22 protein-coding genes and 1 other RNA gene are annotated in these 25,673 nt (G+C 55.6%); 17 read left to right on the top strand and 6 right to left on the bottom strand.

All coding sequences use genetic code 11. The annotated features are described in order from the left end of the window. Positions 1-41: 41 nt before the first annotated feature. Positions 42-608: a nucleotide exchange factor GrpE gene (grpE, locus tag ACXX9E_RS09510; protein WP_123464526.1), complete on the bottom strand. Its 567-nt coding sequence runs from the start codon at positions 606-608 to the stop codon at positions 42-44. A gap of 240 nt (positions 609-848) precedes the next feature. Between grpE and recN the strand changes: the two genes are divergently transcribed. After that, a complete protein-coding gene (recN, locus tag ACXX9E_RS09505; protein WP_458555351.1) occupies positions 849-2,522 on the top strand; it encodes a DNA repair protein RecN in 1,674 nt (557 codons plus the stop codon). 87 nt (positions 2,523-2,609) lie between these two features. On the opposite strand, the gene fur is transcribed toward recN, so the two are convergent. Next, the gene (fur, locus tag ACXX9E_RS09500) at positions 2,610-3,014 is read right to left on the bottom strand and encodes a ferric iron uptake transcriptional regulator (protein WP_003221515.1); all 405 of its coding nucleotides are present in this window, start codon (positions 3,012-3,014) and stop codon (positions 2,610-2,612) included. 97 nt (positions 3,015-3,111) lie between these two features. On the opposite strand from fur, the gene ACXX9E_RS09495 reads away from it, so the two are divergent. Then, on the top strand, positions 3,112-3,639 hold the full coding sequence (locus ACXX9E_RS09495; protein WP_123464522.1) for an outer membrane protein assembly factor BamE: 528 nt from the start codon (positions 3,112-3,114) through the stop codon (positions 3,637-3,639). A gap of 61 nt (positions 3,640-3,700) precedes the next feature. On the opposite strand, the gene ACXX9E_RS09490 is transcribed toward ACXX9E_RS09495, so the two are convergent. Genes ACXX9E_RS09490 through ACXX9E_RS09480 form a run of 3 tightly spaced genes read right to left on the bottom strand, consistent with a single transcriptional unit; the run spans position 3,701 to position 5,853 of the window. Continuing rightward, positions 3,701-4,015, bottom strand: coding sequence for an RnfH family protein (locus tag ACXX9E_RS09490; protein ID WP_186746284.1), 315 nt, complete (start codon positions 4,013-4,015; stop codon positions 3,701-3,703). Further along, the gene (locus ACXX9E_RS09485) at positions 4,008-4,442 is read right to left on the bottom strand and encodes a type II toxin-antitoxin system RatA family toxin (RefSeq protein WP_123464518.1); all 435 of its coding nucleotides are present in this window, start codon (positions 4,440-4,442) and stop codon (positions 4,008-4,010) included. Before ACXX9E_RS09485 ends, ACXX9E_RS09490 begins: the two co-directional genes overlap by 8 nt. Positions 4,443-4,449: 7 nt before the next feature. Then, the gene (locus ACXX9E_RS09480) at positions 4,450-5,853 is read right to left on the bottom strand and encodes a sodium-dependent transporter (RefSeq protein ID WP_128615788.1); all 1,404 of its coding nucleotides are present in this window, start codon (positions 5,851-5,853) and stop codon (positions 4,450-4,452) included. A gap of 119 nt (positions 5,854-5,972) precedes the next feature. On the opposite strand from ACXX9E_RS09480, the gene smpB reads away from it, so the two are divergent. Beyond that, a complete protein-coding gene (gene smpB / locus ACXX9E_RS09475; RefSeq protein WP_007915208.1) occupies positions 5,973-6,455 on the top strand; it encodes an SsrA-binding protein SmpB in 483 nt (160 codons plus the stop codon). A gap of 133 nt (positions 6,456-6,588) precedes the next feature. On the opposite strand, the gene ACXX9E_RS09470 is transcribed toward smpB, so the two are convergent. Continuing rightward, the gene (locus tag ACXX9E_RS09470; protein ID WP_007915207.1) at positions 6,589-7,356 is read right to left on the bottom strand and encodes an FCD domain-containing protein; all 768 of its coding nucleotides are present in this window, start codon (positions 7,354-7,356) and stop codon (positions 6,589-6,591) included. A 262-nt stretch (positions 7,357-7,618) separates the two neighbouring features. Between ACXX9E_RS09470 and ACXX9E_RS09465 the strand changes: the two genes are divergently transcribed. The 14 genes from ACXX9E_RS09465 to ACXX9E_RS09400 all read left to right on the top strand — a co-directional run bounded on the left by ACXX9E_RS09465 (position 7,619) and on the right by ACXX9E_RS09400 (position 25,520). Continuing rightward, complete coding sequence (locus ACXX9E_RS09465) at positions 7,619-9,313, top strand: lactate permease LctP family transporter (protein ID WP_458555350.1); 1,695 nt, start codon at positions 7,619-7,621, stop codon at positions 9,311-9,313. 150 nt (positions 9,314-9,463) lie between these two features. Continuing rightward, positions 9,464-10,288, top strand: coding sequence for a (Fe-S)-binding protein (locus tag ACXX9E_RS09460; protein WP_336347140.1), 825 nt, complete (start codon positions 9,464-9,466; stop codon positions 10,286-10,288). After that, positions 10,285-11,739 (top strand): LutB/LldF family L-lactate oxidation iron-sulfur protein, encoded by a 1,455-nt coding sequence (locus ACXX9E_RS09455; RefSeq protein ID WP_458555349.1) that lies wholly within the window; start codon positions 10,285-10,287, stop codon positions 11,737-11,739. The genes ACXX9E_RS09460 and ACXX9E_RS09455 overlap by 4 nt, the downstream gene beginning before the upstream one ends. After that, positions 11,739-12,410 carry a LutC/YkgG family protein gene (locus tag ACXX9E_RS09450; protein ID WP_458555348.1) on the top strand — a complete coding sequence of 224 codons (672 nt, stop codon included), beginning with the start codon at positions 11,739-11,741 and terminating at the stop codon, positions 12,408-12,410. Before ACXX9E_RS09455 ends, ACXX9E_RS09450 begins: the two co-directional genes overlap by 1 nt. Continuing rightward, the gene (locus ACXX9E_RS09445) at positions 12,407-15,217 is read left to right on the top strand and encodes an FAD-binding and (Fe-S)-binding domain-containing protein (RefSeq protein WP_458555347.1); all 2,811 of its coding nucleotides are present in this window, start codon (positions 12,407-12,409) and stop codon (positions 15,215-15,217) included. Before ACXX9E_RS09450 ends, ACXX9E_RS09445 begins: the two co-directional genes overlap by 4 nt. Positions 15,218-15,347: 130 nt before the next feature. Next, positions 15,348-15,626, top strand: coding sequence for a PA2433 domain-containing protein (locus tag ACXX9E_RS09440; RefSeq protein WP_122598510.1), 279 nt, complete (start codon positions 15,348-15,350; stop codon positions 15,624-15,626). Between the two features lie 96 nt (positions 15,627-15,722). After that, positions 15,723-16,111, top strand: a transfer-messenger RNA (tmRNA) gene (gene ssrA, locus ACXX9E_RS09435). A 183-nt stretch (positions 16,112-16,294) separates the two neighbouring features. Next, on the top strand, positions 16,295-17,551 hold the full coding sequence (locus tag ACXX9E_RS09430) for an integrase domain-containing protein (RefSeq protein ID WP_458555346.1): 1,257 nt from the start codon (positions 16,295-16,297) through the stop codon (positions 17,549-17,551). Positions 17,552-18,041: 490 nt separating this feature from the next. Further along, complete coding sequence (locus ACXX9E_RS09425; protein ID WP_458555345.1) at positions 18,042-18,914, top strand: STY4528 family pathogenicity island replication protein; 873 nt, start codon at positions 18,042-18,044, stop codon at positions 18,912-18,914. Positions 18,915-19,238: 324 nt separating this feature from the next. Next, positions 19,239-19,484 carry a hypothetical protein gene (locus ACXX9E_RS09420; protein ID WP_458555344.1) on the top strand — a complete coding sequence of 82 codons (246 nt, stop codon included), beginning with the start codon at positions 19,239-19,241 and terminating at the stop codon, positions 19,482-19,484. Between the two features lie 494 nt (positions 19,485-19,978). After that, the gene (locus ACXX9E_RS09415) at positions 19,979-20,644 is read left to right on the top strand and encodes a hypothetical protein (protein ID WP_458555343.1); all 666 of its coding nucleotides are present in this window, start codon (positions 19,979-19,981) and stop codon (positions 20,642-20,644) included. A gap of 157 nt (positions 20,645-20,801) precedes the next feature. Then, on the top strand, positions 20,802-22,460 hold the full coding sequence (locus ACXX9E_RS09410; RefSeq protein ID WP_458555342.1) for an AAA family ATPase: 1,659 nt from the start codon (positions 20,802-20,804) through the stop codon (positions 22,458-22,460). Continuing rightward, positions 22,457-23,320, top strand: a complete 864-nt coding sequence (locus ACXX9E_RS09405) for a hypothetical protein (protein ID WP_458555341.1) — start codon at positions 22,457-22,459, stop codon at positions 23,318-23,320. Before ACXX9E_RS09410 ends, ACXX9E_RS09405 begins: the two co-directional genes overlap by 4 nt. Positions 23,321-24,656: 1,336 nt before the next feature. After that, entirely contained in the window at positions 24,657-25,520 is an 864-nt protein-coding gene (locus ACXX9E_RS09400; RefSeq protein WP_458555340.1) for a phage integrase N-terminal domain-containing protein, read from the top strand. Positions 25,521-25,673: the final 153 nt, after the last annotated feature.

Below are 25,673 nucleotides of genomic sequence, written 5' to 3'. Positions count from 1 at the left end.
CTTAAACGCTTGACTTCTAAATGGGGGCCTTGCGGCTAATTTCAAGCCTTCTCGTCAATCGAAGGCGAAATTGGCGCTGGCGCCTTGCTGACCACAACCATGGCCGGACGCAACAGGCGGCCGTTGAGCTGATAACCCTTCTGGAACACCTTCAGAACGCTGTTCGGCTCTACGTCGGCACTTTCTTGCATGGCCATCGCCTGATGATGAACGGCGTTGAACGGTTCGCCATGCGGGTCGATCGCTTCAAGCTGATAACGCTTGAGGGTGTCGTGGAACATTTTCAGGGTCAGCTCGATGCCTTCACGCATCGGACGGATGCTTTCGTCGTCCGGGCTCGACAGCTCGAGGCCGCGCTCCAGGCTGTCGACGATCGGCAGCAGGTCGCCGGCGAATTTTTCCAGCGCAAACTTGTGCGCCTTCTCGACATCCTGTTCGGCACGGCGACGGACGTTCTGCAGATCGGCAGCTACACGCAGAGACTGATCCTGCGCGGCGGCCAATTGCTCTTCGAGCACTTGTACACGGGTCGCCAGGTCGTCACCCGAACCTTCGGGCGCCTGATTGGCTTCTGGGTTTTGCGTATCTACTGTCTGTTCGTCAGCCATAGAATTCTCCTTTCAATTTCGTCCGCGAGCCTGACTCGCGCTTCTGCCCCGATATATGGGGCCGCAAAATCAGGCTTCAAGGGCTGCCAATGATTAACCCTACAAAAAAGTGCCGCATTCTCATTACCGGATGCGCTAAGCAGTTTTTGAGTTCAAGCAAATCGAGCTAAGGAAGGGCATTGTCAGCCCGAAACAAAACACTGTATAAATAACCAGACCTTAAGCTTGGGAGCGGCCTTCATGCTGGTGCACCTGTCCGTACATAACTACGCCATCGTTGAACATCTCGATCTCGAACTTGATCGCGGGATGAGCGTGATCACAGGGGAAACCGGCGCCGGCAAGTCGATCATGCTCGACGCTCTGGGCCTGACCCTCGGCGATCGCGCCGACAGCGGCGTGGTTCGCCCCGGCGCCGACAAGGCTGACATTCTCGCCACCTTCGACCTGGTGGACATCCCTGAAGCCCATGCCTGGCTGGCCGAGCGCGACCTGGACATCGACGGCCCGTGCATCCTGCGCCGGGTCATCACCTCCGAAGGTCGTTCCCGCGGCTATATCAATGGCACGCCCTGCCCGCTCGGCGATCTGAAGTCGCTCGGCGAGTTGTTGATCGACATCCACAGCCAGCATGAACACCAGTCGCTGCTGAAGACCGATACTCATCGCCGTTTGCTCGACGAATATGCAGGCGCCACCGACCTGGCCCGTCAGGTTCAACTGGCCGCCCAGCGCTGGCGCCAGACGCGTCAGGAGCTTGAGCGACTGTCCAACTCCGGCGACGAGCAACGCGCTCGCCACCAACTGCTCAGCTATCAGCTGGAAGAACTGGAGAATCTCGGCCTCGGCGAAAACGAACTCGAGCAACTGGAGCAGGAACACAAGAACCTGACAAACGCCGAGACCCTGCTGGGCATTTGCCGACAAGTGGTCGAGCAATGCAGCGAGAGCGATTCCGGCAATGTGCTGAACGCGCTCACCGCCAGCCTCAATCGCCTGTCGAGCGTGAACAACTCGGTCGGCGCACTGGGCGAAGCCAGCAGCCTGCTCACCAGCGCGCAGATTCAAGTGGAAGAAGCCGTCGGCGAGCTCAATCGCTTCCTCGATAACTTCGATGCCGACCCGGCCCGCCTGCAATATCTGGAGGAGCGCCTCGACGCGATCTATACCCTGGCTCGCAAGCACCGGATCCAGCCGACCGAAGTCGGAGAAATGCAGCAAAAGCTGCTGGATGAAATCGAAACCCTCAACGCCAACGATGAATCCATCGAGCGCCTGGGCGAAGAACTGGCTTCCTATGCCCGCCACTATCAGGAAAAAGCCCAAGAGCTGAGCGATCTGCGCCATCAGGCCGCCGGCAGTCTCGCCAGCGCGGTTGAGCAGGAAATTCAGCGCCTGGGCATGCCTGGTGGTCGATTCACCATCGAACTGCGGGCCAATAGCAGTGACGAACTATTGCCTAACGGCCTCGAACAGGTCGAACTGCTGGTCAGCGCCAACCCCGGCCAGCCGCTCAAGGCACTGGCGAAAGTGGCCTCCGGTGGTGAGCTGTCGCGGATCAGCCTGGCGATTCAGGTGATCACCGCGCAAACCTCTCGCGTACCGACCTTGGTATTCGACGAAGTGGATGTGGGGATTGGCGGGCCAACCGCTGAAATCGTCGGCCAGTTGTTGCGTCGGCTCGGCGAACGCGGGCAGGTCCTGACCGTGACGCACTTGCCGCAAGTGGCGGCGCAAGGGCATCAACATCTGTTCGTGCACAAGGTGCGCGGCGAACAGGCGACGCATACCGCCGTTTCCAAATTGAGCAAAAACGACCGTATAGAAGAAGTTGCACGGATGCTGGGCGGGATCGACCTGACCAAGGAGTCGCTGGCACACGCCAAGAAGATGGTCGTTACCGCGAAAGCCTGAGCGCCGAAACAGGTACGACAGAAAGCACGAAGGCGACCCTTGGGTCGCCTTCGTTCGTTTCGCGAACCTGAAATTCGCGCGACATGCTTACTTTTTCTTGCGTACGTACAGCACCAGATTGTGATCTACCAGATCAACACCGTGCTCCTCGGCAATTGCCTTCTGGAGCTTTTCGATTTCCGGGCTGACGAATTCGACAACCTCACCGGTTTCCACGTTGACCATATGATCGTGGTGGCCGCCGTCGGCCAATTCAAATACCGCGTGGCCACCGTCGAAGTTGTGACGGACCACGAGGCCAGCGGCTTCGAACTGGGTCAGAACACGGTAAACCGTGGCCAGACCGACGTCCTCGCCCGCTTCCATCAACGCCTTGTAGACGTCCTCGGCACTCATGTGACGCTGCTCGGTAGAGTCGAGCATTTGCAGGATCTTGACCCGTGGCAGGGTCACTTTGAGGCCGGCTTTGCGTAGTTCGCTATTTTCAACCATGGTCAGCTTTCTCGCGATGCTGCTTCGCAGCTTCTCTTAATGCGGGTATGATCGGCGTTTACGTTGTCCCAGCCAAGATAGTGGAAGTCGCCCACCGATGCAAAACACCAAGCTCTTGCTAACCAGTTTCACCTTTGTGGGACTGCTCGCACTCGCCGGTTGTTCATTCCCCGGGGTTTACAAAATCGACATCCAGCAGGGCAATGTCGTCACGCAGGACATGATAGACCAGTTACGCCCGGGAATGACCCGGCCGCAAGTACGGTTTATCATGGGCAACCCTCTGCTTGTCGACACGTTCCATGCCGATCGCTGGGATTATCTGTACAGCCTGCAACCGGGTGGCGGTGAACGCCAACAGGAACGCGTCAGCGTTATTTTCAACTCAAACGACCAGCTTGTCAGCCTGTCCGGTGACTTTATGCCGGGCGTCAGCCGTGACGAAGCCATTCTCGGCAAGGACAGTGGCACCAAGGTGACCGCTCCTGCTGAAAACGCCGAGAAGCCAAAACCGGAAAAACCGGTCAAGCCAGGTTCCTTGCTGGATCAAATCCAGAAGGACGTCGATGGTGTAGAAACCGTTCCGGTTCCGACACCAGAGCCCCTGGACACCTCGCCGCAATAATTTGCGACGCAATAAAAAACCCGGAAACTCCGGGTTTTTTATTGTCTGCCGTTTGGCATTCTCACTGATTTCGAGCTTTCGCCTCGGCAGCCTTGGCTGCGCGCAAGCGCCGTACCTCTTTCGGGTCAGCGAGCAACGGGCGATAAATCTCAATACGATCCCCCGCCTGAACCAGGCGAACCTGAGGATCGGCAACCACTTTGCCAAAGATCCCCAAAGGGCAATCCGCCAGATTCAGCTCGGGAAACGCCTCACCGATGCCCGAGGCGAGCACCGCAGCCCGTATTGTCGAACCTTCAGCCACACTGACGGTACGCAAAACCTGACGTTCAACGGCCGCATACACGACCTCTATCTCGATCACCGGCTCAACCATGCATCTGCTTGGCGCGCTGGCAGAACGCGTCCACCAGAGTATTCGCAGCCTGATTGAACAGCGGCCCCAAGGTCGCACGCACCAAAGGCCCGGCGTAGTCGAAGGAAAGATCCAGGCTGATCTTGCAAGCCTTCTCATTCAACGCCTTGAACACCCAGACACCGTGCAGCTGATTAAACGGACCTTCTTCAAGGTTCATCTCGATCGTTTGCCCCGGCACCAGCGTATTACGCGTCACAAAGTGCTGACTGAGTCCACCCTTGGCCACGCCGACGCTGGCGCGCATGTGTTCCGGCGAGCTTTCCAGCACTTCGGCAGACGAGCACCACGGCAGAAACTCCGGATAACGCGCCACGTCGTTGACCAGGTCGTAGAGAAATTGCGCCGGGTACGGCAGCAGCGCTGATCGTTGAATATGTGTCGTCATGTAAGCGTTACTTCCAGAGCTGAGCGGCAAATACTACAAGAATGCCGATAGGCGCCACGTAGCGCATCAAGAACAAAGACAGGGCAAACAGCGCCGGATTGCGAATCGACAACTCGTCACGCACCGCCTCACGCCCCATCACCCAACCGGCAAACAGCACAAAACACAGGCCACCGAGCGGAAGCATGATCCGCGAGGTGAAGAAATCGATCACGCCGAAGAAGTCCAGACCGCCCGCCGCCCCCCATTGGTAGAGATGGAACATTCCGCCTTCGTTCACGAAAAATTTGGCCTCCTTCCAGATATTGAAGGAGAACACCGTGCCCAGACCAACGAACCAGCAAATGAATGCCAGCCAGAAAGTAACCCAGGCGCGGCTGATTTTCGTGCGCTCAACCAGATAGGCCACCATCGGCTCCAGCAGGGAAATCGCCGAACTCCACGCCGCAATCGCCACCAGCACAAAGAACACCACGCCCATCAACTGACCGAATGCCACGTTACCAAAAGCAAATGGCAGGCTGACGAACATCAGGCCTGGGCCTTCGCTAGGGTTCAGTCCGCCGGCAAACACAATCGGGAACAGCGCCAGACCGGCCACCAGCGACACAAAGGTATCGAGCAGTGCGACGCCGACCACCGTACCGGACAACGACGCATCCTTAGGCATGTAGGCGCCGTAGATCATGATCGAGCCGACACCGACGCTCAGCGAGAAGAACGCGTGGCCCATGGCCGGCAACAAGCCGTCGAGGACTTTTTCCGGGTGGAAGTCGAACATGAAATGCACGCCTTCCATGAAATGCCCGGTGGTCATGCTGTAACCCAGCAGCACCAGCACCATCACGAACAGCAGCGGCATCATGATGCGCAGGCTGCGCTCAAGCCCGGCGACCACCCCTTTGGCGATCACCACCGCCGACAGCAGCATGAAAATCGTGTGCCAAAGTGTCAGGCGCCACGGATCGGCAATGACCTTGCCGAAATAAGCGCCGACCTGGTCGGCCGTGGCGCCCTGAAAGTCCCCGCGCCCCATGTCGACGATGTAATCCAGCGACCAGCCGCCGACCACACTATAGAAAGACAGGATCAGCAGCGCCGTGATCATCCCGGCAAAGGCGCCCCACGACCACTTGGCCGAATGCCCGGCATCTAGCGCCAGGACCTTCAGGGCGTTCGCCGGACTTTGCCGGGCGCGACGACCGATCAGGGTTTCAGCGAGCATGACCGGAACACCGATCAGCGCGATGCACGCCAGAAACATCAGCACAAAGGCACCGCCGCCGTAGACCCCGACCATGTAGGGGAATTTCCAGATACTACCCAGTCCCACGGCCGAACCGGTCGCGGCGAGTATGAATACCCAGCGGCTAGCCCAACTGCCGTGGACAGAAACCTTGTCTGTCGACATCGTTTATCACGCCCAAGCGTTAGAAAAAGAGGCCGCATTGTCCGGGATTCACTCAACCTGCTCAAGCACGCAGCATCACCGTAGCCGACAGCGGAACAACTCCATATAATGCCGCCCCTATGGCTAAACAGAAGAAACACCCAACAGGGACCATCGCGCAGAACAAAAAGGCGCGACACGATTACTTCATCGAGCATAAGTTCGAGGCTGGTCTGGTCCTGGCCGGCTGGGAAGTAAAAAGTCTGCGGGCAAGCAAGCTACAGCTGGTCGACAGCTATGTCCTGCTCAAGGATGGCGAAGCGTGGCTGCTCGGCAGTCACATCACGCCTCTGATGACCGCAAGCACCCACGTCATCGCAGACCCGGTGCGCACACGCAAATTGCTGCTCAACCGCCGCGAGCTGGAAAAGCTCGCCGCCGCCGTGCAGCAAAAGGGTTACGCCTGCGTATGCCTGTCCTGGTACTGGAGCAAGCACATGGTCAAGTGCGAAATCGCTCTGGGCAAGGGCAAGAAGGAATACGACAAGCGCGACACCGAGCGCGAGCGCGATGCCGGTCGCGAGTTGCAGCGCGCCGTGCGCAACAAGGGCAAGGAAGACTGATTTCCTCTGCCTTTAGAGCACATTCGCGAGCAGGTCGCACCGTCGCTCCCACTTTGGAATGCATTTCAAATGTGGGAACGACGGTGTGACCTGCTCGCGAAAGCTATTGCAGCATCAACACCGAAATAACTGATCACATCCCCTTGCGCCGCTCCGCCCGGGCCATGCGCTGAACCTCCTGCCGCACCTCTTCCAGCACTTCCTGCACATACAGAATGTGCCGACTCGACACTTCCCGCGCCTGCTCCGCGCGACCTTCGATGATCGCCAGATACAATTCCCGGTGCTGAGTGATCAGCATGTCGCGGGTTTCCGTGCGCTGTTTGTACATGCCGCCGATGTTGGTCACGACATTACGCTTGAGCAGATCGAACAGCCCGCGAATGGTGTGCAGCAACACCGCGTTATGACTGGCCTCGGCAATCGCCAGATGGAATTTTGCGTCCGCCGCGCCCTCTTCTGCCCGACTGACTTCGTCGTGACGTGAATAACAATCCTGCAACTCCTCGAACGCTGCGGTCAGCCGCTCACGATCGACATCGGTGGCACGCAATGCAGCGTAATAGGCGCACGATGCCTCCAGAGTGTGCCGAAATTCCAGTAGATCGCGCTGCGCCTCGGGATTGCTTTCGAGCAGTTGCAGCAGTGGATCACTGAAGGTCGAACCGAGGCTTTCCACCACATAGTTGCCACCGCCCTGACGACTGACCAGCAAGCCTTTGGCCGCCAGTTTCTGGATCGCCTCGCGCAGCGACGGCCGTGATACGCCAAATTGTTCGGCCAGCGTGCGTTCCGCCGGAAGCCGCTCCCCCGACTTCAGCGTGCCCTCGAGAATCATCCCCTCGAGTCGCTCGACAATATCGTCAGACAAACGGCGCTGCCGAATCTGATCAAACCCCATAGCTCATTTCTCCACGACCCCGACCGCTCGCCGGGCTCTCTATTCTGGCCTATCGGCGCCTTGCCGACACCTACCAAACACCACCTGCCCGAACCGGATCAGTTGCCATCTGCACCGGTTGTTCGACAAAAGTTTCAGGGCGACAAATTGACACACCGCCATCAAGGCTTTTACCCTAGCCAACAGCGATTGTAAATTGGTATTACCAATTAACCAAGAACGCTGACAGTGCCTGACCAACAACAATTAGGGGCCACCCCATATGCAAACCTGGCAACAGCTCTACAGCCCGCTCGGCAGTCTCGGCGTGTCCGCTCTCGCGGCCGTCATTCCCATCGTTTTCTTTTTCCTCGCGCTGGCGGTGTTCCGCCTCAAAGGTCATGTGGCCGGCAGCATCACGCTTGCCTTGTCGATTGCTGTGGCGATTTTCGCTTTCCACATGCCGGTCGATATGGCCTTCGCTGCGGCGGGATACGGCTTTGCCTATGGTCTGTGGCCGATTGCCTGGATCATTGTGGCGGCGGTGTTCCTCTACAAACTGACGGTCAAGAGTGGTCAGTTCGAGGTCATTCGCAGTTCGGTGCTGTCGATCACCGACGACCAGCGCCTGCAGGTGCTGCTGATCGGCTTCTGCTTCGGTGCATTTCTGGAAGGTGCCGCCGGTTTCGGCGCGCCCGTGGCGATTACCGCCGCGCTGCTGGTCGGCCTGGGTTTTAACCCGCTATATGCCGCCGGCCTGTGCCTGATCGCCAACACTGCACCGGTTGCCTTCGGCGCCTTGGGGATTCCAATCATTGTTGCCGGGCAAGTGACCGGCATTGATGCGTTCAAGATCGGCGCCATGACCGGTCGCCAACTGCCGCTGCTGTCGCTGTTCGTGCCGTTCTGGCTGGTGTTCATGATGGACGGCCTGCGTGGCGTGCGTGAAACCTGGCCGGCAGCGCTGGTGGCAGGCCTGAGCTTCGCCATCACCCAATACTTCACCTCGAACTTCATTGGGCCAGAATTGCCGGACATCACCTCGGCGCTGGCCAGCCTGATATCGCTGACCCTGTTCCTGAAGATCTGGCAGCCAAAACGCACCGCAGGCGCGCAAATCGCCGGCGCCACGTCGAGCGCAGCGATCACCGCCAGCGTCGGCGGTTTCGGCCAGAAACGCACCACTGTGGCTTCGCCTTACAGCCTCGGGGAAATTTTCAAAGCCTGGTCGCCATTCCTGATTCTGACCGTGCTGGTGACGATCTGGACGCTGAAGCCTTTCAAAGCGATGTTCGCCGCTGGCGGCTCGATGTACAGCTGGGTGTTCAACTTCGCGATTCCGCACCTTGATCAAATGGTGATCAAAACCGCACCGATCGTGGCCACCCCGACTGCCATTCCAGCGGTGTTCAAACTCGACCCGATTTCCGCGACCGGCACGGCGATTTTCTTCTCCGCGCTGATCTCGATGCTGGTGCTGAAGATCAATTTCAAAACTGGTCTGACCACTTTGAAAGAGACCTTCTACGAACTGCGCTGGCCGATCCTGTCGATCGGCATGGTGCTGGCCTTCGCTTTCGTCACCAACTACTCCGGCATGTCTTCGACCATGGCCCTGGTGCTGGCCGGTACGGGCGCAGCATTCCCGTTCTTCTCGCCATTCCTCGGCTGGCTCGGCGTGTTCCTCACCGGTTCGGATACCTCGTCCAACGCCCTGTTCAGTTCGCTGCAAGCGACTACCGCACACCAGATCGGCGTCAATGACACCCTGCTGGTGGCGGCCAATACCAGCGGCGGCGTGACCGGCAAGATGATCTCGCCACAGTCGATTGCCGTGGCCTGCGCGGCGACCGGCCTGGTGGGCAAGGAATCGGATCTGTTCCGCTTCACCCTCAAGCACAGCCTATTCTTTGCAACGATTGTCGGTCTGATCACGCTGGCCCAGGCTTACTGGTTCACCGGCATGCTGGTGCACTAAACCTACAACAAACACAGAAAAAACCGACGCCGGTTCGTGATACCGGCGTCAGCAATTCACACCCCGGTCTGTAAGGCTGCTGAAAGCAACGCTCTTTATATTCAGCAGCCGCCACAGACGGATAACCGGGACCACCCGGAGACACGCCTGATGAGCGAGCTTTTTTACAACGCTGTGCCCAACGCCACCCGCGTGGCACCGCCACTGCCCGAACCTCGGCAATACCCCAGCGAGAAACCGTCGCGGGTCTACCTGTTCGGCACGTGTGTGGTTGACCTGTTCTACCCCGAAGCCGGGATGGACGCGATCCACTTGCTGGAGCGCGAAGGGATCAAGGTCGAGTACCCGCAAGGGCAAAGCTGCTGCGGACAACCGGCCTACACCTCGGGTTACACCGAGCAGGCACGAACCGTCGCGCGCTCGCAACTGGCGCTGTTTGCCGGGGATTATCCGGTGGTGGTGCCGTCGGGTTCATGCGCGGGCATGCTGCGCGAGCATTACGCCGACTTGTTCAAGGACGAGCCGGAGACGTTGAAACAGGTGCAGGCCCTCGCCGCCCGCACTTATGAACTGGCTGAGTTTCTGCTGTTTGTCTGCAAGGTGCAGCTCAAGGACAGCGGCGAGCCGGTCAAAGTCGCGCTGCACACTTCGTGTTCGGCACGGCGCGAGATGAACACCCACCTGCACGGCCGCGAGTTGTTGGCGCAGCTGAGCAACGTGGAACGGGTCAACCACGATCACGAAAGCGAATGCTGTGGCTTCGGTGGGACATTCAGCGTCCGTATGCCAGACATTTCCGGCGCGATGGTGGCTGACAAGACCAAAGCGTTGAAGGAATCCGGCGCGCACAAGGTCTTGAGTGCCGACTGCGGCTGTTTGATGAACATCAACGGCGCATTGGAGAAACAAAAAGAAGCGTTGCGCGGGCAACATCTCGCCAGCTTTCTGTGGCAACGAACCGGAGGTGCGCAATGAGCACTTCCGCGATTATTCCTACGGTCGCCGTAGAAGAAGATTTCCACACCCGGGCGCACAACGCTTTGGGTGATCAGCAGTTGCGGAACAACTTCCGCACGGCCATGGACTCACTGATGGTCAAGCGGGCAGCCGCTTTCAGTGATGCCCACGAAAGAGAACATTTGCGCGCCCTGGGCAACTCGATCAGGGCGCGTGCGCTCTCCAAGTTGCCCGACCTGCTCGAGCAACTGGAAAAGAACCTGACCCGCAACGGTGTGACAGTGCACTGGGCGGAAACGGTAGACGAGGCCAATGGCATCGTCTTGTCGATCATCCGCGCTCACGAGGCGCGGCAAGTGATCAAGGGCAAATCGATGGTCAGCGAAGAGATGGAGATGAACCATTTCCTCGAGGCTCAAGGTGTTGAATGCCTGGAGTCCGACATGGGGGAATACATCGTCCAGCTCGACCACGAGAAGCCTTCACACATCATTATGCCGGCGATCCACAAGAATGCCGGTCAGGTCGCGTCCTTGTTCCACGACAAACTTGGCGTGGAATACACCAAGGACGTTGACCAACTCATTCAGATCGGTCGCAGAGTCCTGCGGCAGAAATTCTTCGAAGCGGACATCGGCGTCTCCGGAGTGAACTTCGCCGTCGCCGAAACCGGCACCCTGCTGCTGGTGGAAAACGAAGGCAACGGGCGCATGACCACCACCGTGCCACCGGTGCACATCGCCGTTACCGGCATCGAAAAGGTGGTGGAAAACCTGCGCGACGTGGTGCCGCTGCTGTCGCTGCTGACCCGTTCGGCGCTGGGTATTCCGATCACCACCTACGTCAACATGATCTCCGGCCCGCGCAAGAAACATGAACTCGACGGCCCGCAGGAAGTGCATCTGGTGCTGCTCGACAACGGTCGCAGCCAGGCCTTTGCCGACAGCGAATTGCGCCAGACCCTGAATTGCATCCGCTGCGGCGCCTGTATGAATCATTGCCCGGTCTACACCCGCGTCGGCGGCCACACCTACGGCGAGGTGTACCCTGGACCGATCGGCAAAATCATCACCCCGCACATGGTCGGCCTGGCGAAAGTCCCGGATCACCCGAGCGCTTCGTCGCTGTGCGGCGCCTGCGGTGAAGTGTGTCCGGTAAAAATTCCGATCCCGGCAATCCTGCGTCGTTTGCGCGAAGAAAACGTCAAGGCCCCGGACTCGCCGCATCAAGTGATGCGCGGTCAGGGCAGCAAGTATTCGCGCAAGGAACGTTTCATCTGGCACGCCTGGGCGAAACTCAACAGCTCGCCGACGCTGTATCGACTGTTCGGTTTCTTCGCCACACGCCTGCGCGCGCTGACGCCAAGCAACGTCGGCCCGTGGACGCAAAACCACAGCGCACCAAAACCCGCCGCCCGCTCACTGCACGACATGGCCCGCGAGCATCTGGCCAAACAGGGAGACCGCTGATGAGCGCCAAGCAAAATATCCTCGCCAAGCTGCGGAAAAGCCTGACCGGCGCCACACCGATTGCCGACAACTTTGATGTCGATCTGGTGACGCAGCCTTACACCTACAGCGCCGATCAACGCATCCCGCAACTGCGCAAACTGATGGAAGCGGTGCACACCGAAATTCATCTGACCTCTGACGCAGACTGGCCGGCGCTGCTCGCGCAGTTGCTGCGTGACCGTCAGTTGCCAAGCCTGTTGATCGCGCCGACTACAACGCACGGGCAACGCATCACACAACACTGGGAGAATCATCCTGATCTGCCCGCGCTGAAATCCTACGACCGGCCGATGGAAGCGTGGAAAGCCGAGTTGTTCGACGACACCCCGGCCAGCCTCACCGGCACCCTCGGCGCAATTGCCGCCACCGGTAGCCTGATTATCTGGCCGACCCGCGAAGAACCGCGGTTGATGAGCCTGGTGCCGCCGGTGCATTTCGCCCTGCTCAAGGCCAGCGAAATTCGTGACAACTTCTATCAGGTGCAGCAGGAATTCGAGTGGGCCCAAGGCATGCCGACCAACGCATTATTGGTGTCCGGCCCGTCGAAAACCGCTGACATCGAGCAAGTCCTGGCTTACGGCGCCCACGGCCCGAAAGACCTCGTAGTGCTGATCCTGGAGGACCAATGACGCTTCCGGTGAATTTCCTGCGTGATGCGCAACAACTGATTCCGGCCGAGCGCCGTTTTGATGATCCGCTATCGACGCTGGCCTTTGGCACTGACGCCAGTTTTTATCGACTGATCCCGAAACTGGTCATCCGCGTCGAGTCCGAAGATGAAGTCGTGAGCCTGTTGAAACTGGCCCAGCGCGACCACGTTCCGGTGACCTTCCGCGCTGCGGGCACCAGCCTTTCCGGGCAAGCCATCAGCGATTCGGTGCTGATCGTGCTGGGGGATAACTGGAACGCCCGCGAGATTCGCGGCCAAGGCACGCAAATCCGCCTGCAGCCGGGCGTCATCGGTGCGCAGGCCAACGCATGGCTGGCACCGTTCGGCCGCAAGATCGGCCCGGACCCGGCGTCGATCAACGCCTGCAAGATCGGCGGCATCGTCGCCAACAACGCCAGTGGCATGTGCTGCGGCACGGCGCAAAACACCTATCACACGCTGGCCGGGATTCGCCTGGTGCTGGCCGATGGCACGCGTCTCGACACCGAAGACGCTGCCAGTGTCGCAGCATTTCGCAACAGTCATGGCGATCTGCTGGAGCGCCTGGCGACATTGGGCCGCGAGACCCGCGCCAATGCCGAGTTGGCCGCGAGAATTCGCCACAAATACCGTCTGAAAAATACCACCGGCCTGTCACTCAACGCCTTGGTGGATTTCGACGAGCCTGTGGATATCTTGAGCCACCTGTTGGTTGGCTCCGAAGGCACCCTCGGTTTTATCAGTGCGGTGACCTACGACACAGTGATCGATCACCCGCACAAGGCGTCGGCGCTGATCGTGTTCCCGGATGTGGAAACCTGCTGCAACGCGGTCACCGTGCTGAAAAGCCAACCGGTGTCGGCGGTGGAACTGCTCGATCGACGCAGCCTGCGCTCGGTGCAGGACAAACCCGGCATGCCCGCTTTCGTACAACAGCTGTCGAACAATGCCTGCGCCCTGCTGATCGAATCCCGCGCCGCCTCTTCCTCTTTGCTGCAGGAACAACTGGCGCAGATCATGGCGTCACTCAGCGGTTTCCCTGTGGAAAAGCAAGTCGACTTCACCGAAGACCCGGTCGAGAACGCCCGCCTCTGGGCGATTCGCAAGGACACCTTCCCCGCCGTCGGTGCCGTACGCAAAACCGGCACCACGGTGATCATCGAAGACGTGACTTTTCCGGTCGAACAACTGGCGATCGGCGTCAATCGCCTGATCGAGCTATTCGACAAGCATGCCTACGACGAAGCGATCCTTTTCGGACACGCACTGGAAGGCAATCTGCACTTCGTCTTCACCCAAGGCTTCAACAGCGCGGAAGAAGTCGCACGCTATCAGGCGTTCATGGACGACGTCGCGCAACTGGTGGCGGTGGAATTCGGTGGCTCGCTGAAGGCCGAGCACGGCACCGGGCGCAACATGGCGCCGTTCGTGGAACTGGAATGGGGCAGCGATGCCTATCAACTGATGTGGCAGCTCAAACGTCTGCTCGACCCCAACGGCATCCTCAACCCGGACGTGGTGCTCAGCGAAGATCCGCAGATTCACCTCAAGCACCTGAAGCCGCTGCCGGCGGCCGACGAGATTGTGGATAAATGCATCGAGTGCGGCTTCTGCGAACCGGTCTGCCCGTCGAAAGGCCTGACCCTGAGTCCGCGCCAGCGCATCGTGATCTGGCGTGACATTCAGGCAAAAAAACGCGCTGGCATCGACACCCGCGAACTGGAAGAAGCCTACGCGTACCAAGGCATCGACACCTGCGCCGCCACCGGCTTGTGTGCGCAACGCTGCCCTGTAGGCATCAACACCGGCGAACTGGTGAAAAAGCTCCGCGCCCGTAACGCCACGCATCAGAAAACCGCTGACTGGATCGAAGGAAATTTCGCCAAGACCCTGCAAGGCGCACGTTTTACTCTGCACGTGGCCAACGGTGCGCGGATGCTGCTCGGTGCGCCGCGCCTGGCGAAGCTTTCAGCAACCCTGACGCGCTTGTCCAAAGGCCAGGTGCCGCTGTGGACGAATGCGATGCCGCAGCCGGAAAAAGCCATTCGCTTCAGTCCCAGCGTCTCCGATGAGCGTCCGCGCGTGGTCTATCTGGCCGCCTGCGTATCGCGGGTCATGGGCCCGGCAGCCGGAGACAAAGAGCAGATGTCGCTGTACGACAAAACCCGGGGCCTGCTGGAAAAGGCCGGTTACCAGGTGGTGTTCCCGGACAATCAGGACAACCTCTGCTGCGGTCAGCCGTTCGCTTCCAAAGGCTATGCGGAACAGGCCGAGCACAAGCGCCAGGAGCTGATCAGCGCCCTGCTTCACGCCAGTCGCGGCGGACTCGATCCGATCTATTGCGACACCAGCCCGTGCACCCTGCGCCTGGTGCAGGATGTCGGCGATGTTCGCCTGGACCTGTACGACCCGGTGCGTTTCATTCGTACGCACCTTCTCGACCGACTCGAGTTCACCCCGCAGGATGCACCGATTGCTGTGCATGTGACGTGCAGCACCCAGCATCTGGGCGAGAGCCAGGCGCTGATCGATCTGGCACGCAAATGCAGCACCAACGTGGTCATCCCCGAAGGCATCCACTGTTGCGGGTTTGCCGGTGACAAGGGCTTCACCACGCCGGAGCTGAACAGCCACTCGCTGCGCACGCTCAAGGAGGCGGTGCAGCATTGCAGCGAAGGGATTTCCACCAGCCGGACTTGCGAGATCGGTCTGACGCAACATGGCGGAATTGACTACCACGGACTGGTCTATCTGGTGGATCGAGTGACCCGGGCGAAGGCCTGCTGAAGAAAAATAGAACCCTTGAGTTCGACTGTAGTCCACAGAATAACCCCGACTGATCGGGGTTTTTCTTCCATACGGTTGCCCGTCCTGACGGCCAGCGAAGTCTGGACCCACTCGGTTCAAGGAGATACACATGAAACGTTCTGTACTGTTAGGTCTGTTCGTTACTGCATCGATGATGGCTTCCACTTCGTTCGCCGCGGACAAGCCTGCCGACCTGTGCGATGCCAATATTCAGACCATCAACAATGCCAAGGGACAGCTGTCAGCGAACCCGGAACTGAGCCAGCGCGCTAACGCCAGTGTGAGCAAGGCCGAGGCGCTCAAGGCTCAAGGCAAAATCGACGATTGCATTGCGGAAACCTCGCAAACCATCGTGGAACTGCGCAAATCCACCGGCACCAACAACTGATCAGCTGCCCGGCCAACCTTCGGGTTGGCCTCGCGGGCCGTTTGGCGTACACTGCGCAGGCTTGTTGCTCAAACAGTTGTACTGAGCAATGAGTTCGGGGCCGTTTAGGATTCGACGCCGGTTGCGAAACTTTAGGTGCATGCCGACTTGGTAACAGAAGTCGTAAATCCACTGTTGCAACTACTTATAGTTGCCAATGACGACCAATACGGTGTTGCTCTCGCTGCTTAATTGCAGCTGACAATGCTCCTGGTACCTTCGGGTCCAGCAATCATCAGGGGATGTCTGTAAACCCGAAATGATTGTCATATAGAACAGAATCGCCGTGCAGTACGTTGTGGACGAAGCGGCTAAAACTTACACAACTCGCCCAAAGCACCCTGCCCTTCGGGTCGCTGAGGGTTAACTTAATAGAAACGGCTACGCATGTAGTACCGACAGCGGAGTACTGGCGGACGGGGGTTCAAATCCCCCCGGCTCCACCACTTCATCATCTAAAGACGTCCACGGACGTCTTTTTTTGTGCCTAAAATCCAGTAAATACGGGGGTTTCAGGGCTATTGAGCTCCACAGCGCTTCAGGCAGATCCATTTTGAAATGTATTCCAAGGCGTATTCCAAGCCCGTGACTGGTAAATTTTGGAATACACAAACAGCGTTGGAGTACCCATGGGAGCCCGAGCCACACGCCTTTCAGACCTAAAAATCAAAGCTGCCAAACCCAAGGACAAGGACTACACATTGACCGACGGCGACGGCCTTCAGTTACGAGTCCGAACCAACGGTTCGAGGCTCTGGAATTTCAACTACATCCATCCCGTGACCAAGAAACGAATCAACATGGGACTGGGAACATTCCCGGAGCTCAGCCTGGCTCATGCGCGTAAACGCACGGTTGAAGCCAGGGAGCTGGTTGCTCAGGGACTGGACCCGAAAGAGCAACGCGATGCAGATCGCCAAGCAAAAAAAGCTGCGACAGAGCACACCTTTCAAAACGTCGCGACAGCCTGGTTTGAACTGAAGAAAGACTCCGTGACCACCGCCTACGCTGAAGACATTTGGCGCTCGCTCACGTTGCACATCTTCCCGGATCTACAAGCGACCCCGATTTCTGAAATCAGCGCGCCTCAGGTCATTAAGTTGCTTAGGCCGCTTGAAACCAAAGGCAGCCTAGAAACGGTCAAGCGCCTGACCCAACGCCTCAACGAAATCATGACTTACGGGGTGAACTACGGACTCATTCATGCCAACCCCCTGAGCGGAATTCGATCAGTCTTCAAAAAACCAAAGAAGAAAAACATGGCGGCATTACCCCCCGATGAACTCAATGAACTCATGGTGGCAATTGCCAACGCCAGCATAAAAAGAACCACCCGATGCCTCATCGAATGGCAGCTCCACACGATGACTCGGCCCGCAGAAGCTGCGACCACCCGATGGGCTGATATCGACCTCAATAAGAAGATCTGGACGATCCCAGCGGAGCGCATGAAGAAACGTCGCTCCCACATCATTCCGCTCACGGAGCACGCTTTGGCGCTTCTGGAAGCGATCAAGCCCTACAGCGGACACAGGGAATACGTATTTCCCGCCGACCGCAATCCTCGCACTCATTGCAACAGCCAGACCGCCAACATGGCGCTGAAGCGGATGGGGTTTGAGGGGCGACTTGTAAGCCACGGAATGCGTTCCATGGCGAGCACCATCTTGAATGAACACGGGTGGGATGCGGAGCTGATCGAGGTCGCGCTTGCGCATGTGGACAAAGACGAAGTCCGTAGCGCCTACAACCGGGCGGACTACATAGAGCGAAGACGCCCGATGATGGCTTGGTGGAGTGAACACATCCAGCAAGAGGCAACGGGGAGCTTGTCGGTTTCAGCCGTTCAGAGCGCCAGGGGACTTAACGTAGTCTTGGTGAGATAGACGCAATAACGCTCGTCTCGTATTCACTACTGACGCATTCGCCTGCCGAATCACCCGAGATCTTTAACACAGCGTTCTAGATCACTCCCCAGGTATCAATCATCACAAAAGCCAAACAATGTGTCCGTAGCAGAGATCGCATTGTTGGCTGACATACGGAACAGTCCTAGATGAGATGTCGGGTAACAGGCCAACGTGGCCCAGACCTCGGAGACACCTCATGACCAACCGACCCCCCTCCCATACCTCGCAGGCTCAAGACGCTCCGAGCTCTGCGGTCCTATCGCTCATGGTCGATAACCGCCTGACACCTCTGGATCGCAATTGCTGGCACGTGATGCACTCGCTACGGTCGGCTGGAGGTCTGTACACCTTGGCAGGAATGGGTCAATTGCGCTCATACCTCGCGTGCGCCCCGCTGGCAAAACGAGCTTCTTACGAAACCGCCTCGCGAGCGCTAACGGTTCTGCGCCTAACTGGTTGGATAAGCTTGGTCGGCCAGAATAGCGACCTCATTACGGGCAACGTTCTGAACGAGCTCTATCAGACCAACGAGAGTGCCCTGAGCTTCCGCGAAGCCTGCGCTTTAGACACCACCCTTCCAGCACTTCTCGAGAACTGCATCGGCCATAAGCACACCCATCTCGATTGCATCGCGAGGCACATCGAAGCTACGCGGGAGCAAACGTCCAAAGACAATGCCGCACTCACGCCGGCACAACGTGACGAGGACGATGAGCCGCCACCCTCAGGAAAACGCCCGCTCTCCACCAGAAAACCTGTACCGAGTCATCCCGCAACAAGAACCTCCGTCACGCAGCAGACCGACCAGAAACACCTCAGCACCGGCGACAATACGTATAAAAACAAATATAAAAAAATACGTACGTACCGCACACGCGCACGTGAGGAACGCCATTTGACACAAGGGTCAGTGACACTGCCGCAATGCCTGGCAAACGCCAAAGCGGATCAGCAACAAGACGTGCTGGCAGCCCTGACTCGACTGCCATCCCAACATCGCCAACAAGTGCTGGACGAACTCCAGGCGCGCAGTCAACGTGGGTCGGTGCGTAACGTCGTCGCCTATTTCTTCGGGTTGATAAATCGAGCATTAGCCGGCGAGTTTCGACCGTGGGCAGGCCGTAAAAAAGAGCAGAAAACTGTCGCCCCCCTTACGCCCCCTGCAGTGGCCTCGGCTGCCGCGGAGGTCAAACAAAAGCCCGCCACAAGATCGAAGACAATTCAGCAGGGCCTGCCGCACTTTGCCGAGATGCGCAAGATAATGAAGGGGCCAAGGATTGCAGACGATCTGGCTGCACAGGTCATGAAAAGCTTGGCCTGCCAGCCGCTTCCTGCCTAAAGCATGCGTCAGTAATCCCTGCGCAACTGGTTATCAAACAGTCGGGGGAACATTAGGAAATCCCGAATAACCGTTTTCGGATTTACAGCGAACACCGCAGGGAGCAACTTCACATCTCGTCTCGCTGATGTGATCAGCACCCAAAAGCCGCCAGGATCTGCAAGACGGCGCTGCGGTTTCCCGCAGGATCCTCCCGAATGACCGCATCGCTTCCGGCAGCGCGGACAGTCGACATCAATGTCGATGGAAGCATGTTACTCACCCCCACCCACGACGGGCCTTTCCCGTCCGGGTAAGGCCTTTCTTGTTTATTCGAAGGCCTTAATGAACATTCGACTAGCACTGTATCAAGCACTGAAAGCGATCGACGTGCCTGAGCCAAAAATCGATGCTGTAATCCTGGCTATGGAGACTGCGTTGCAGTCACCTCCTACCGTTAAATCCGATCCAGACGTAGAACACTTTCGGACAGAGCTATCTCGCTTCGCATCTGATCTCACCCTCAACATTGGCACGATGATGTTCCCGTTGGTGGCAGCGGTCTTCGTCTTGATGGCGATGACTGATTAACGATCTACTTTTTCGGCAGTACCGAGAACCACCTACCCTATGGCAGGTGGTTTTTTCTTGTGAACCAGAAAGCTAAGCGTGTAGTGCGCTTAAGCGAGCGACAGCACTCGCCTTTGCCTTTAACCAAAGGCAGAGGGACACCCGGTTAAAATCGGGTACATCTACATTAGTCGTTCATGACATCTGCGGTTATTTGATGGGCTTGCTGACTGGTGGCCACTCGAAGGGATTGGGCTATGTCCATGAGAGGGACTTGCGCTGCCCCCCTCTAATCGTGGTGTTCACGACATAGCTCACCATTATCAGCGTCCTATACCCGATGCTGAGAATGGTTGGTTTCTACGGGTTACGACGGGCAGAAATCGGCCAAAAGCGACCATTCGAGGCAATTCAGCTGCCCGGGCCTTTTAGAAAAGGAGACTTCGACCTTATCATGGCCAAAGGCCGCTAGTTTCGAACAGTGGCGAGAGGCAAGCTGACAGGGAGAGTCATTCATGTGGTGGGAAAAAACAGTTGAATATGCGTTTGTACAACGCTTCATGCCTCTTAGCTCTACAAAGGAATACTTTTTAGCGCCGCTTGATGGAGATCATGAAAAAGCCGGGGACGCGATTTTCGGTCAGCAGTCGACGTTTGTGTTGATCGAATTTAAAAGAGCACACAATGACCTGAAGTCGGAAATTGACAAATTTTTTGACTACGATAGTGCCAAAAGAGAATCGCTCGAAAAGGATAGCCACCATTTGCTGGTGTACGGAGTCGCGGGAAAGAAAAAAACCAATCTAGATCTGCAAGCGCAGACCTATTTTAGTGCCGTCGAGGTCGATCTCAAAAAGTTTGCCGGCCAAGGCATAACCCTCAGTGCTTTCAAGAACTATCTTAGGCTGTTCCTTTACCATAAAAATAAAGACGGTAATGGTGGGTTAGCAGCCAGATTGAAAGATCTTCCTACGGACCCTGGCGGCCTTGATTATATGATTGTTACTGGAATTGTCAGTGGTCGACCGCGCGTTGTAATGAGCCTTAAGGACTTTCTTTCCTTTTTCAAGAGGCCCGACGGGAGAATTGGTGGTTACCAGCCCATAAAGCCGCAACCATCCCAAAATACTACACTAAAGCAAGAAACTCAGGAACTGGCTGTGGAGATAACTCACGAATAGTACTCTCACTTTCCTCAGCTACGCTCGAAAAATTACTGGCAATGGCATCGTGATCTATTAGATTTTAGCCATCTTCATGCAAGGTAGAGCTCGATCAGAAATAAAAGACTAAGGCAAACATAAATGCAATCATTTCATTTAATTGAGCTCGACCAAGATGACAAAAAAAATATTTGACGGTTTTGACCATGGCATTAAAGTTGCCTTTTGTAAAACACCCTCTCAAGCAGAGTTAATAAGGGATAGCGCTATTTACATATCCCCCAACCCGGACAAATGGAATGACTTTGGCTTCAGAACAAAGATTGATATCCATGTTCACTTAGAAGGTCAGGGTGATTTTTACACTGAAGGTTTCATTGGTTTTCTTACAAACTCGCCAGATGAGTCAAATGGTGTCTACAAGCTCAACCAACTATTAGAGGGTGTCGACATATATGCACTACCAGCCTTAGGAGGGACAAAATTCTTTACTATGTTGCCAAACATGGACTCCTACCGAAAGCTTTCAAGGGCTTTTGGGGTTGAAATCGCGGTAACAGTGCTAAAATCAATCAATGATTTAGTTGCTCTCGGAGAATTCAAAACCAATATAAACTGGCTGGATTTGGCATGTAATTCTGAAGTATTTTTAAAGTCATTCATGAGGACGACTGAGTCTTTTTTTGCATTCAAAAATGCTGGCTCAATTTTGCGCGGCTTAGATTCAGAAGAGTTTCGAAAGCTGTCTCATAGCCTAGCCATTAGCTTTCAGCTACCAGGAAAATTAAACCCACATGAAATGCTGTTCCGCTTTGATCATTACGCGGAACTTCCTAAGCGTATCGCTGTAATAATCGGAGAGAATGGAGTAGGCAAAAGCCAAACACTTGGAAGAATAGTAAAGTCAGCAATAACGGGAAGCAATTCTCTGATTGATGCTGACACCCAAGAAAGACCTATGCTTAACCGGATATTAGCATTTGCACCTACAAACGAGGCTGAATCAGTTTTTCCAAGTGATCGCCGAAAACGCTCCAAAATATGGTACAGAAGATTTTCACTAAATAGGCTAGGAGCGCCAAAAAGCAAAAAGGGAAATATTTCCGACTTAATCATTCAGATTTTAAGATCCAATGAGTATCTAGGAGGGGTATCAAGATGGGAATTGTTTTTGGAATCTCTCGAAACCATCAATAACTCGAGTGAAATTTCCCTCAGCCTTGTAGATAGTGAAAACAGCCATTTAAACCTAGGAGATTTGCATTTTTTTAGCGAAGAAAAAGCGTTAGCCACTTACTCCTCTATCAACATACAAAAAGACCCAGTTAGAGTAATTTCTGGGATTGGCTATCCGCTAAGTAGCGGTGAGATATCTTTTTTAAGGTTTGCCGCGCAAGCAAGTTTGTACGTGGAGAATGGTTCTCTTTTGCTACTTGATGAGCCAGAAACACATCTACATCCGAGCTTTATCAGCAACTTCATTGCGCTACTCGATCGACTACTTGAACTATCTGGATCGGCAGCCATAATCGCAACGCACTCGGCCTACGTTGTTAGAGAGGTTTTCCCCGAACAGGTCATCGTTTTGCGCGCAAATAAAAATGGTTTTATTGAAACACCAAAAACTGCACTACAGACATTTGGAGCAGATATAGGAGCCATATCATTTTTCGTATTTAACGAAGATTCTCCTTCGAAATTGGCACTAGAGGTTAAAAAACGTCTTCTTGAGATATACGATAACTGGGATGACTTATACAAAGAATACAAAGACAAACTTTCTCTTGAAATTTTAAGCTCACTACGGCAGTCACTGGAGGTAGAGAAAAATTGAATAAAATCCCTCGTCCATCACTTGATGATGCCGCTGCAATCCTGAAACTTTCGAATAACACTCGCGTGAATAGTTACCCAGATCTAAAGCTGTCAGAACGACATATACAGGCAAACTACAAGCAGTATGTCTCAGCAGACGGCAACGCATTTATCATCTACCCTATAAAGATACCAAGCACTACTGGGGAGCATCTTAAAAAACACTATGCATCACCACCCAAGGACTTGATCTACATAAGCGATATGCGCGAAAACAGCAAATATCTTGGATGCCCTATGTGTGGCTCAATGCAAAGCGGGACTTTGGACCATATTTTGCCAAAAAACACTTACCCTGAGTTTTCAGTATTTTCTCAAAACCTTGTTCACGCTTGTTTATGCAACACCATTAGAAGCGAAACGCTAACAGGTGCTGCCAACGAGCGGATCCTTCATCCATATTTTGATGAGTGTTTAGCTGAGCGCCTTATTGAAGCCCACTTCGAGAACCTTGGATCAGTACCGAAAATTACTCTGCACTTATCAGTTAGCACTAATCACCAAAACTATGCAGCAATTGCTTTCCATGTGCGAGAGGTTGTTTTGAAATCAAGCATCATAGGATATCTAGGTAAGCAATGGGCGAATTTAATTCGCAAACCAAGCTTAGTAATTAGATCTCTTGAGGCAACCCCAAAAACCTTGGTAGACCTTGAGAAAGAATTAATTAAGGAGCGGGCAAAAATTGATGAAGCCCGTGAAGGAAAAAACACATGGGATTCCGTATTTATAAGCGGATTGCTGCACCCTTCAGTATGTCAATGGATTTACCTATCAATGCATAAACCAGGCAGGCCAGAAGATGGGCCTTTGGCATAAGTAAAATCACCTCTGGCTTTCATAGATGTAAACAAGCTGCGATGTTCGGTCGTTTTGGCCTGCTCATGAAGGGAGCGCTTCTGGATGAATCTAGCAACCACAAACTACCGAAAATGTATTTTTGGATTCTAGGCCAATTGCAAATTTTTCTATCACGCCGAGCCCGTAGTGCGATAGTCACTGGAGTTAGTGATCCTTACCCAGATCTACGAAAGATTGCGGGATTTCACCCATGCATTCCGCCTTTGGAGAGTTTTCGGCACCATCACAATAGGTGCCCGTAGCACGACAAATGCCCGCAAACTCCAACCAGCCATACCTAAAGTGTCAGAGATGATGAACACGCCATTGTTTTATACACAAGGAGCGCCAGCAGTTTGACTCTGTACTGATTTCCTAGACACATCCGAATGACTGCTTCTGGCCGTTTTCTGCCCGTCGCAAAACGGTAGAAAAAGCCCCCCAACTACCCCGTTGTAACTGCTAGTTATCATACGTCCCAGACCTTCGGCAGAAAGCTCTCGGTCAACCTGGATATCCATGTTGTCGACTTGCACGCTCATGCGATTCACGGTATCGATCGGCAGCTCCGTGCTCCGCCATTCCCAAAGCTCCCTGCGCAGGCGTGGCTTGGGAACCATGCCGTACCTGCGCAGGGAGCCGACAAGGCCGAAGGCCGCGTCAGCACCACAGGCAATCGATGCATATGCACCTATCACAGCGGCTGCCCCTGCCCAATGAAACGCAACTCATGAGATGGGCCGTCACTGCAAACCGCAGTGACGGCCCCGCCGACGCCTCAACATCACGGGCAAATCCTGAATCTTAAAACGTGCGGCATACATGATGATGCCCCCATACATTGGTCCAGCAAAACCTAAGACGACAGGTTCGAGAGTCGTCGTCCCAACAGCGCAAGACTCCTGCAAGCGCTGATCCAGCAGGATGGAGTTAGCCCAGGTATGCAAGGTTCCAGAAGCATACCGACCCATACCCATGGGACGGAGCCGCCTTTTTCTGTAGACCTATTCCCTGATATGCCGCTACTACGCTGTCTTAAATAGCGGACCTTTGCGCAATGCCGCCTGCTTCAACTTAACAATCCCACCCATTTCCTTGGGGTACTCATCAACATTAAAAACTAACTCATCCCGCTCCATCTCCGTCCGACCTTCCAGCAGGAAGGAAGACGGACGTCTCAGCCGAGACACCGGTGTTTCCTGAACACCTTGCCCCTGCCCTTCGGGGATCTCGCCTAGCGAGTTGGCACCAACACTTACCAATGATTTTCAGGAAAGGACAACAGCACAAAACAAAGCCAGTGAGTGGATGGGATATGGACGATTTGACCTACACCCTGCGGCAACTTTGCCGACGCAATCGCGATGGCAGTCACAACACTCAGGCCGACCGTATCCGCTCATTGGGGCTGATCGCCCGCCAGCTGCGGGAAACTGGTTTTCGGCAGATGAAAGCCCCCTCGCTCAAGGGCAAACACGTACTGGCACTGCTAGATCGCTGGCAAGGCGAAGGCCTGTCAGTTGGCACCATCAAAAATCGGCTTGCGCACCTTCGATGGTGGGCTGAAAAAATCGGCAAGGCTGGCATTCTCCCCGCGGACAACACGCAACTGGGTGTGGCCGAACGGCGGTTCGTCACTAACGTCAGCAAAGCTCAGGGACTGGGAACAGACCTTGGCAAGATCACTGACGTCCATGTGCGCATGAGCCTCCAGCTTCAGTCGGCGTTTGGACTACGCCGTGAGGAAGCGATCAAATTTCAGCCCAAGTATGCGGATCGAGGAGATCACATTCTCCTCAAGGGCTCATGGACGAAGGGCGGGCGTGATCGCTCTGTTCCGATCACTACTTCGCAACAGCGCGAGGTGCTGAACGCGGCACACCAGTTAGCAGGAGCCAGCTCATTAATCCCGGCTCACAAAACGTATATTCAGCAGAGAAACACCTACGATGGTCAGTGCAAGGCAGCAGGCATGAGCCACATGCATGGGCTACGTCATCATTACGCACAAAGCCGCTACGTAGCTTTGACAGGATGGAAGGCACCGGCGGCAGGGGGAATCACGTCCAAGGAATTGACCCCTATGCAGCGCTCTCAAGACCATACCGCGCGACAAATTATCAGCCGTGAACTCGGGCATGAGAGAACACAAATTACCGCGACCTACCTCGGCCGATAATTCGGGACGTTCGACGTCGATCCTCAACAACCCGAGTCTGAAGGTGGTGGTGAGCGCAGGCAGGAGGGAGCCTCATACAACATTAGGAAACAGTCGAAAACCGATTACCGGATTGACAGCCGAAGTCCTCAGGGGCACTTTTGCTATGCATCT

Source organism: Pseudomonas sp. GNP014, assembly GCF_054344005.1.
The sequence above is the reverse complement of the archived record's forward strand: the minus strand, read 5'-3'. Positions and strand labels throughout refer to the sequence as shown.

Excerpts from the sequence above, each read along its gene's own strand:
- grpE (WP_123464526.1), bottom strand. The coding sequence starts at position 608 with ATGGCTGACGAACAGACAGTAGATACGCAAAACCCAGAAGCCAATCAG.
- recN (WP_458555351.1), top strand. The coding sequence starts at position 849 with ATGCTGGTGCACCTGTCCGTACATAACTACGCCATCGTTGAACATCTC.
- fur (WP_003221515.1), bottom strand. The coding sequence starts at position 3,014 with ATGGTTGAAAATAGCGAACTACGCAAAGCCGGCCTCAAAGTGACCCTG.
- ACXX9E_RS09495 (WP_123464522.1), top strand. The coding sequence starts at position 3,112 with ATGCAAAACACCAAGCTCTTGCTAACCAGTTTCACCTTTGTGGGACTG.
- ACXX9E_RS09490 (WP_186746284.1), bottom strand. The coding sequence starts at position 4,015 with ATGGTTGAGCCGGTGATCGAGATAGAGGTCGTGTATGCGGCCGTTGAA.
- ACXX9E_RS09485 (WP_123464518.1), bottom strand. The coding sequence starts at position 4,442 with ATGACGACACATATTCAACGATCAGCGCTGCTGCCGTACCCGGCGCAA.
- ACXX9E_RS09480 (WP_128615788.1), bottom strand. The coding sequence starts at position 5,853 with ATGTCGACAGACAAGGTTTCTGTCCACGGCAGTTGGGCTAGCCGCTGG.
- smpB (WP_007915208.1), top strand. The coding sequence starts at position 5,973 with ATGGCTAAACAGAAGAAACACCCAACAGGGACCATCGCGCAGAACAAA.
- ACXX9E_RS09470 (WP_007915207.1), bottom strand. The coding sequence starts at position 7,356 with ATGGGGTTTGATCAGATTCGGCAGCGCCGTTTGTCTGACGATATTGTC.
- ACXX9E_RS09465 (WP_458555350.1), top strand. The coding sequence starts at position 7,619 with ATGCAAACCTGGCAACAGCTCTACAGCCCGCTCGGCAGTCTCGGCGTG.
- ACXX9E_RS09460 (WP_336347140.1), top strand. The coding sequence starts at position 9,464 with ATGAGCGAGCTTTTTTACAACGCTGTGCCCAACGCCACCCGCGTGGCA.
- ACXX9E_RS09455 (WP_458555349.1), top strand. The coding sequence starts at position 10,285 with ATGAGCACTTCCGCGATTATTCCTACGGTCGCCGTAGAAGAAGATTTC.
- ACXX9E_RS09450 (WP_458555348.1), top strand. The coding sequence starts at position 11,739 with ATGAGCGCCAAGCAAAATATCCTCGCCAAGCTGCGGAAAAGCCTGACC.
- ACXX9E_RS09445 (WP_458555347.1), top strand. The coding sequence starts at position 12,407 with ATGACGCTTCCGGTGAATTTCCTGCGTGATGCGCAACAACTGATTCCG.
- ACXX9E_RS09440 (WP_122598510.1), top strand. The coding sequence starts at position 15,348 with ATGAAACGTTCTGTACTGTTAGGTCTGTTCGTTACTGCATCGATGATG.
- ACXX9E_RS09430 (WP_458555346.1), top strand. The coding sequence starts at position 16,295 with ATGGGAGCCCGAGCCACACGCCTTTCAGACCTAAAAATCAAAGCTGCC.
- ACXX9E_RS09420 (WP_458555344.1), top strand. The coding sequence starts at position 19,239 with ATGAACATTCGACTAGCACTGTATCAAGCACTGAAAGCGATCGACGTG.
- ACXX9E_RS09415 (WP_458555343.1), top strand. The coding sequence starts at position 19,979 with ATGTGGTGGGAAAAAACAGTTGAATATGCGTTTGTACAACGCTTCATG.
- ACXX9E_RS09410 (WP_458555342.1), top strand. The coding sequence starts at position 20,802 with ATGACAAAAAAAATATTTGACGGTTTTGACCATGGCATTAAAGTTGCC.
- ACXX9E_RS09400 (WP_458555340.1), top strand. The coding sequence starts at position 24,657 with ATGGACGATTTGACCTACACCCTGCGGCAACTTTGCCGACGCAATCGC.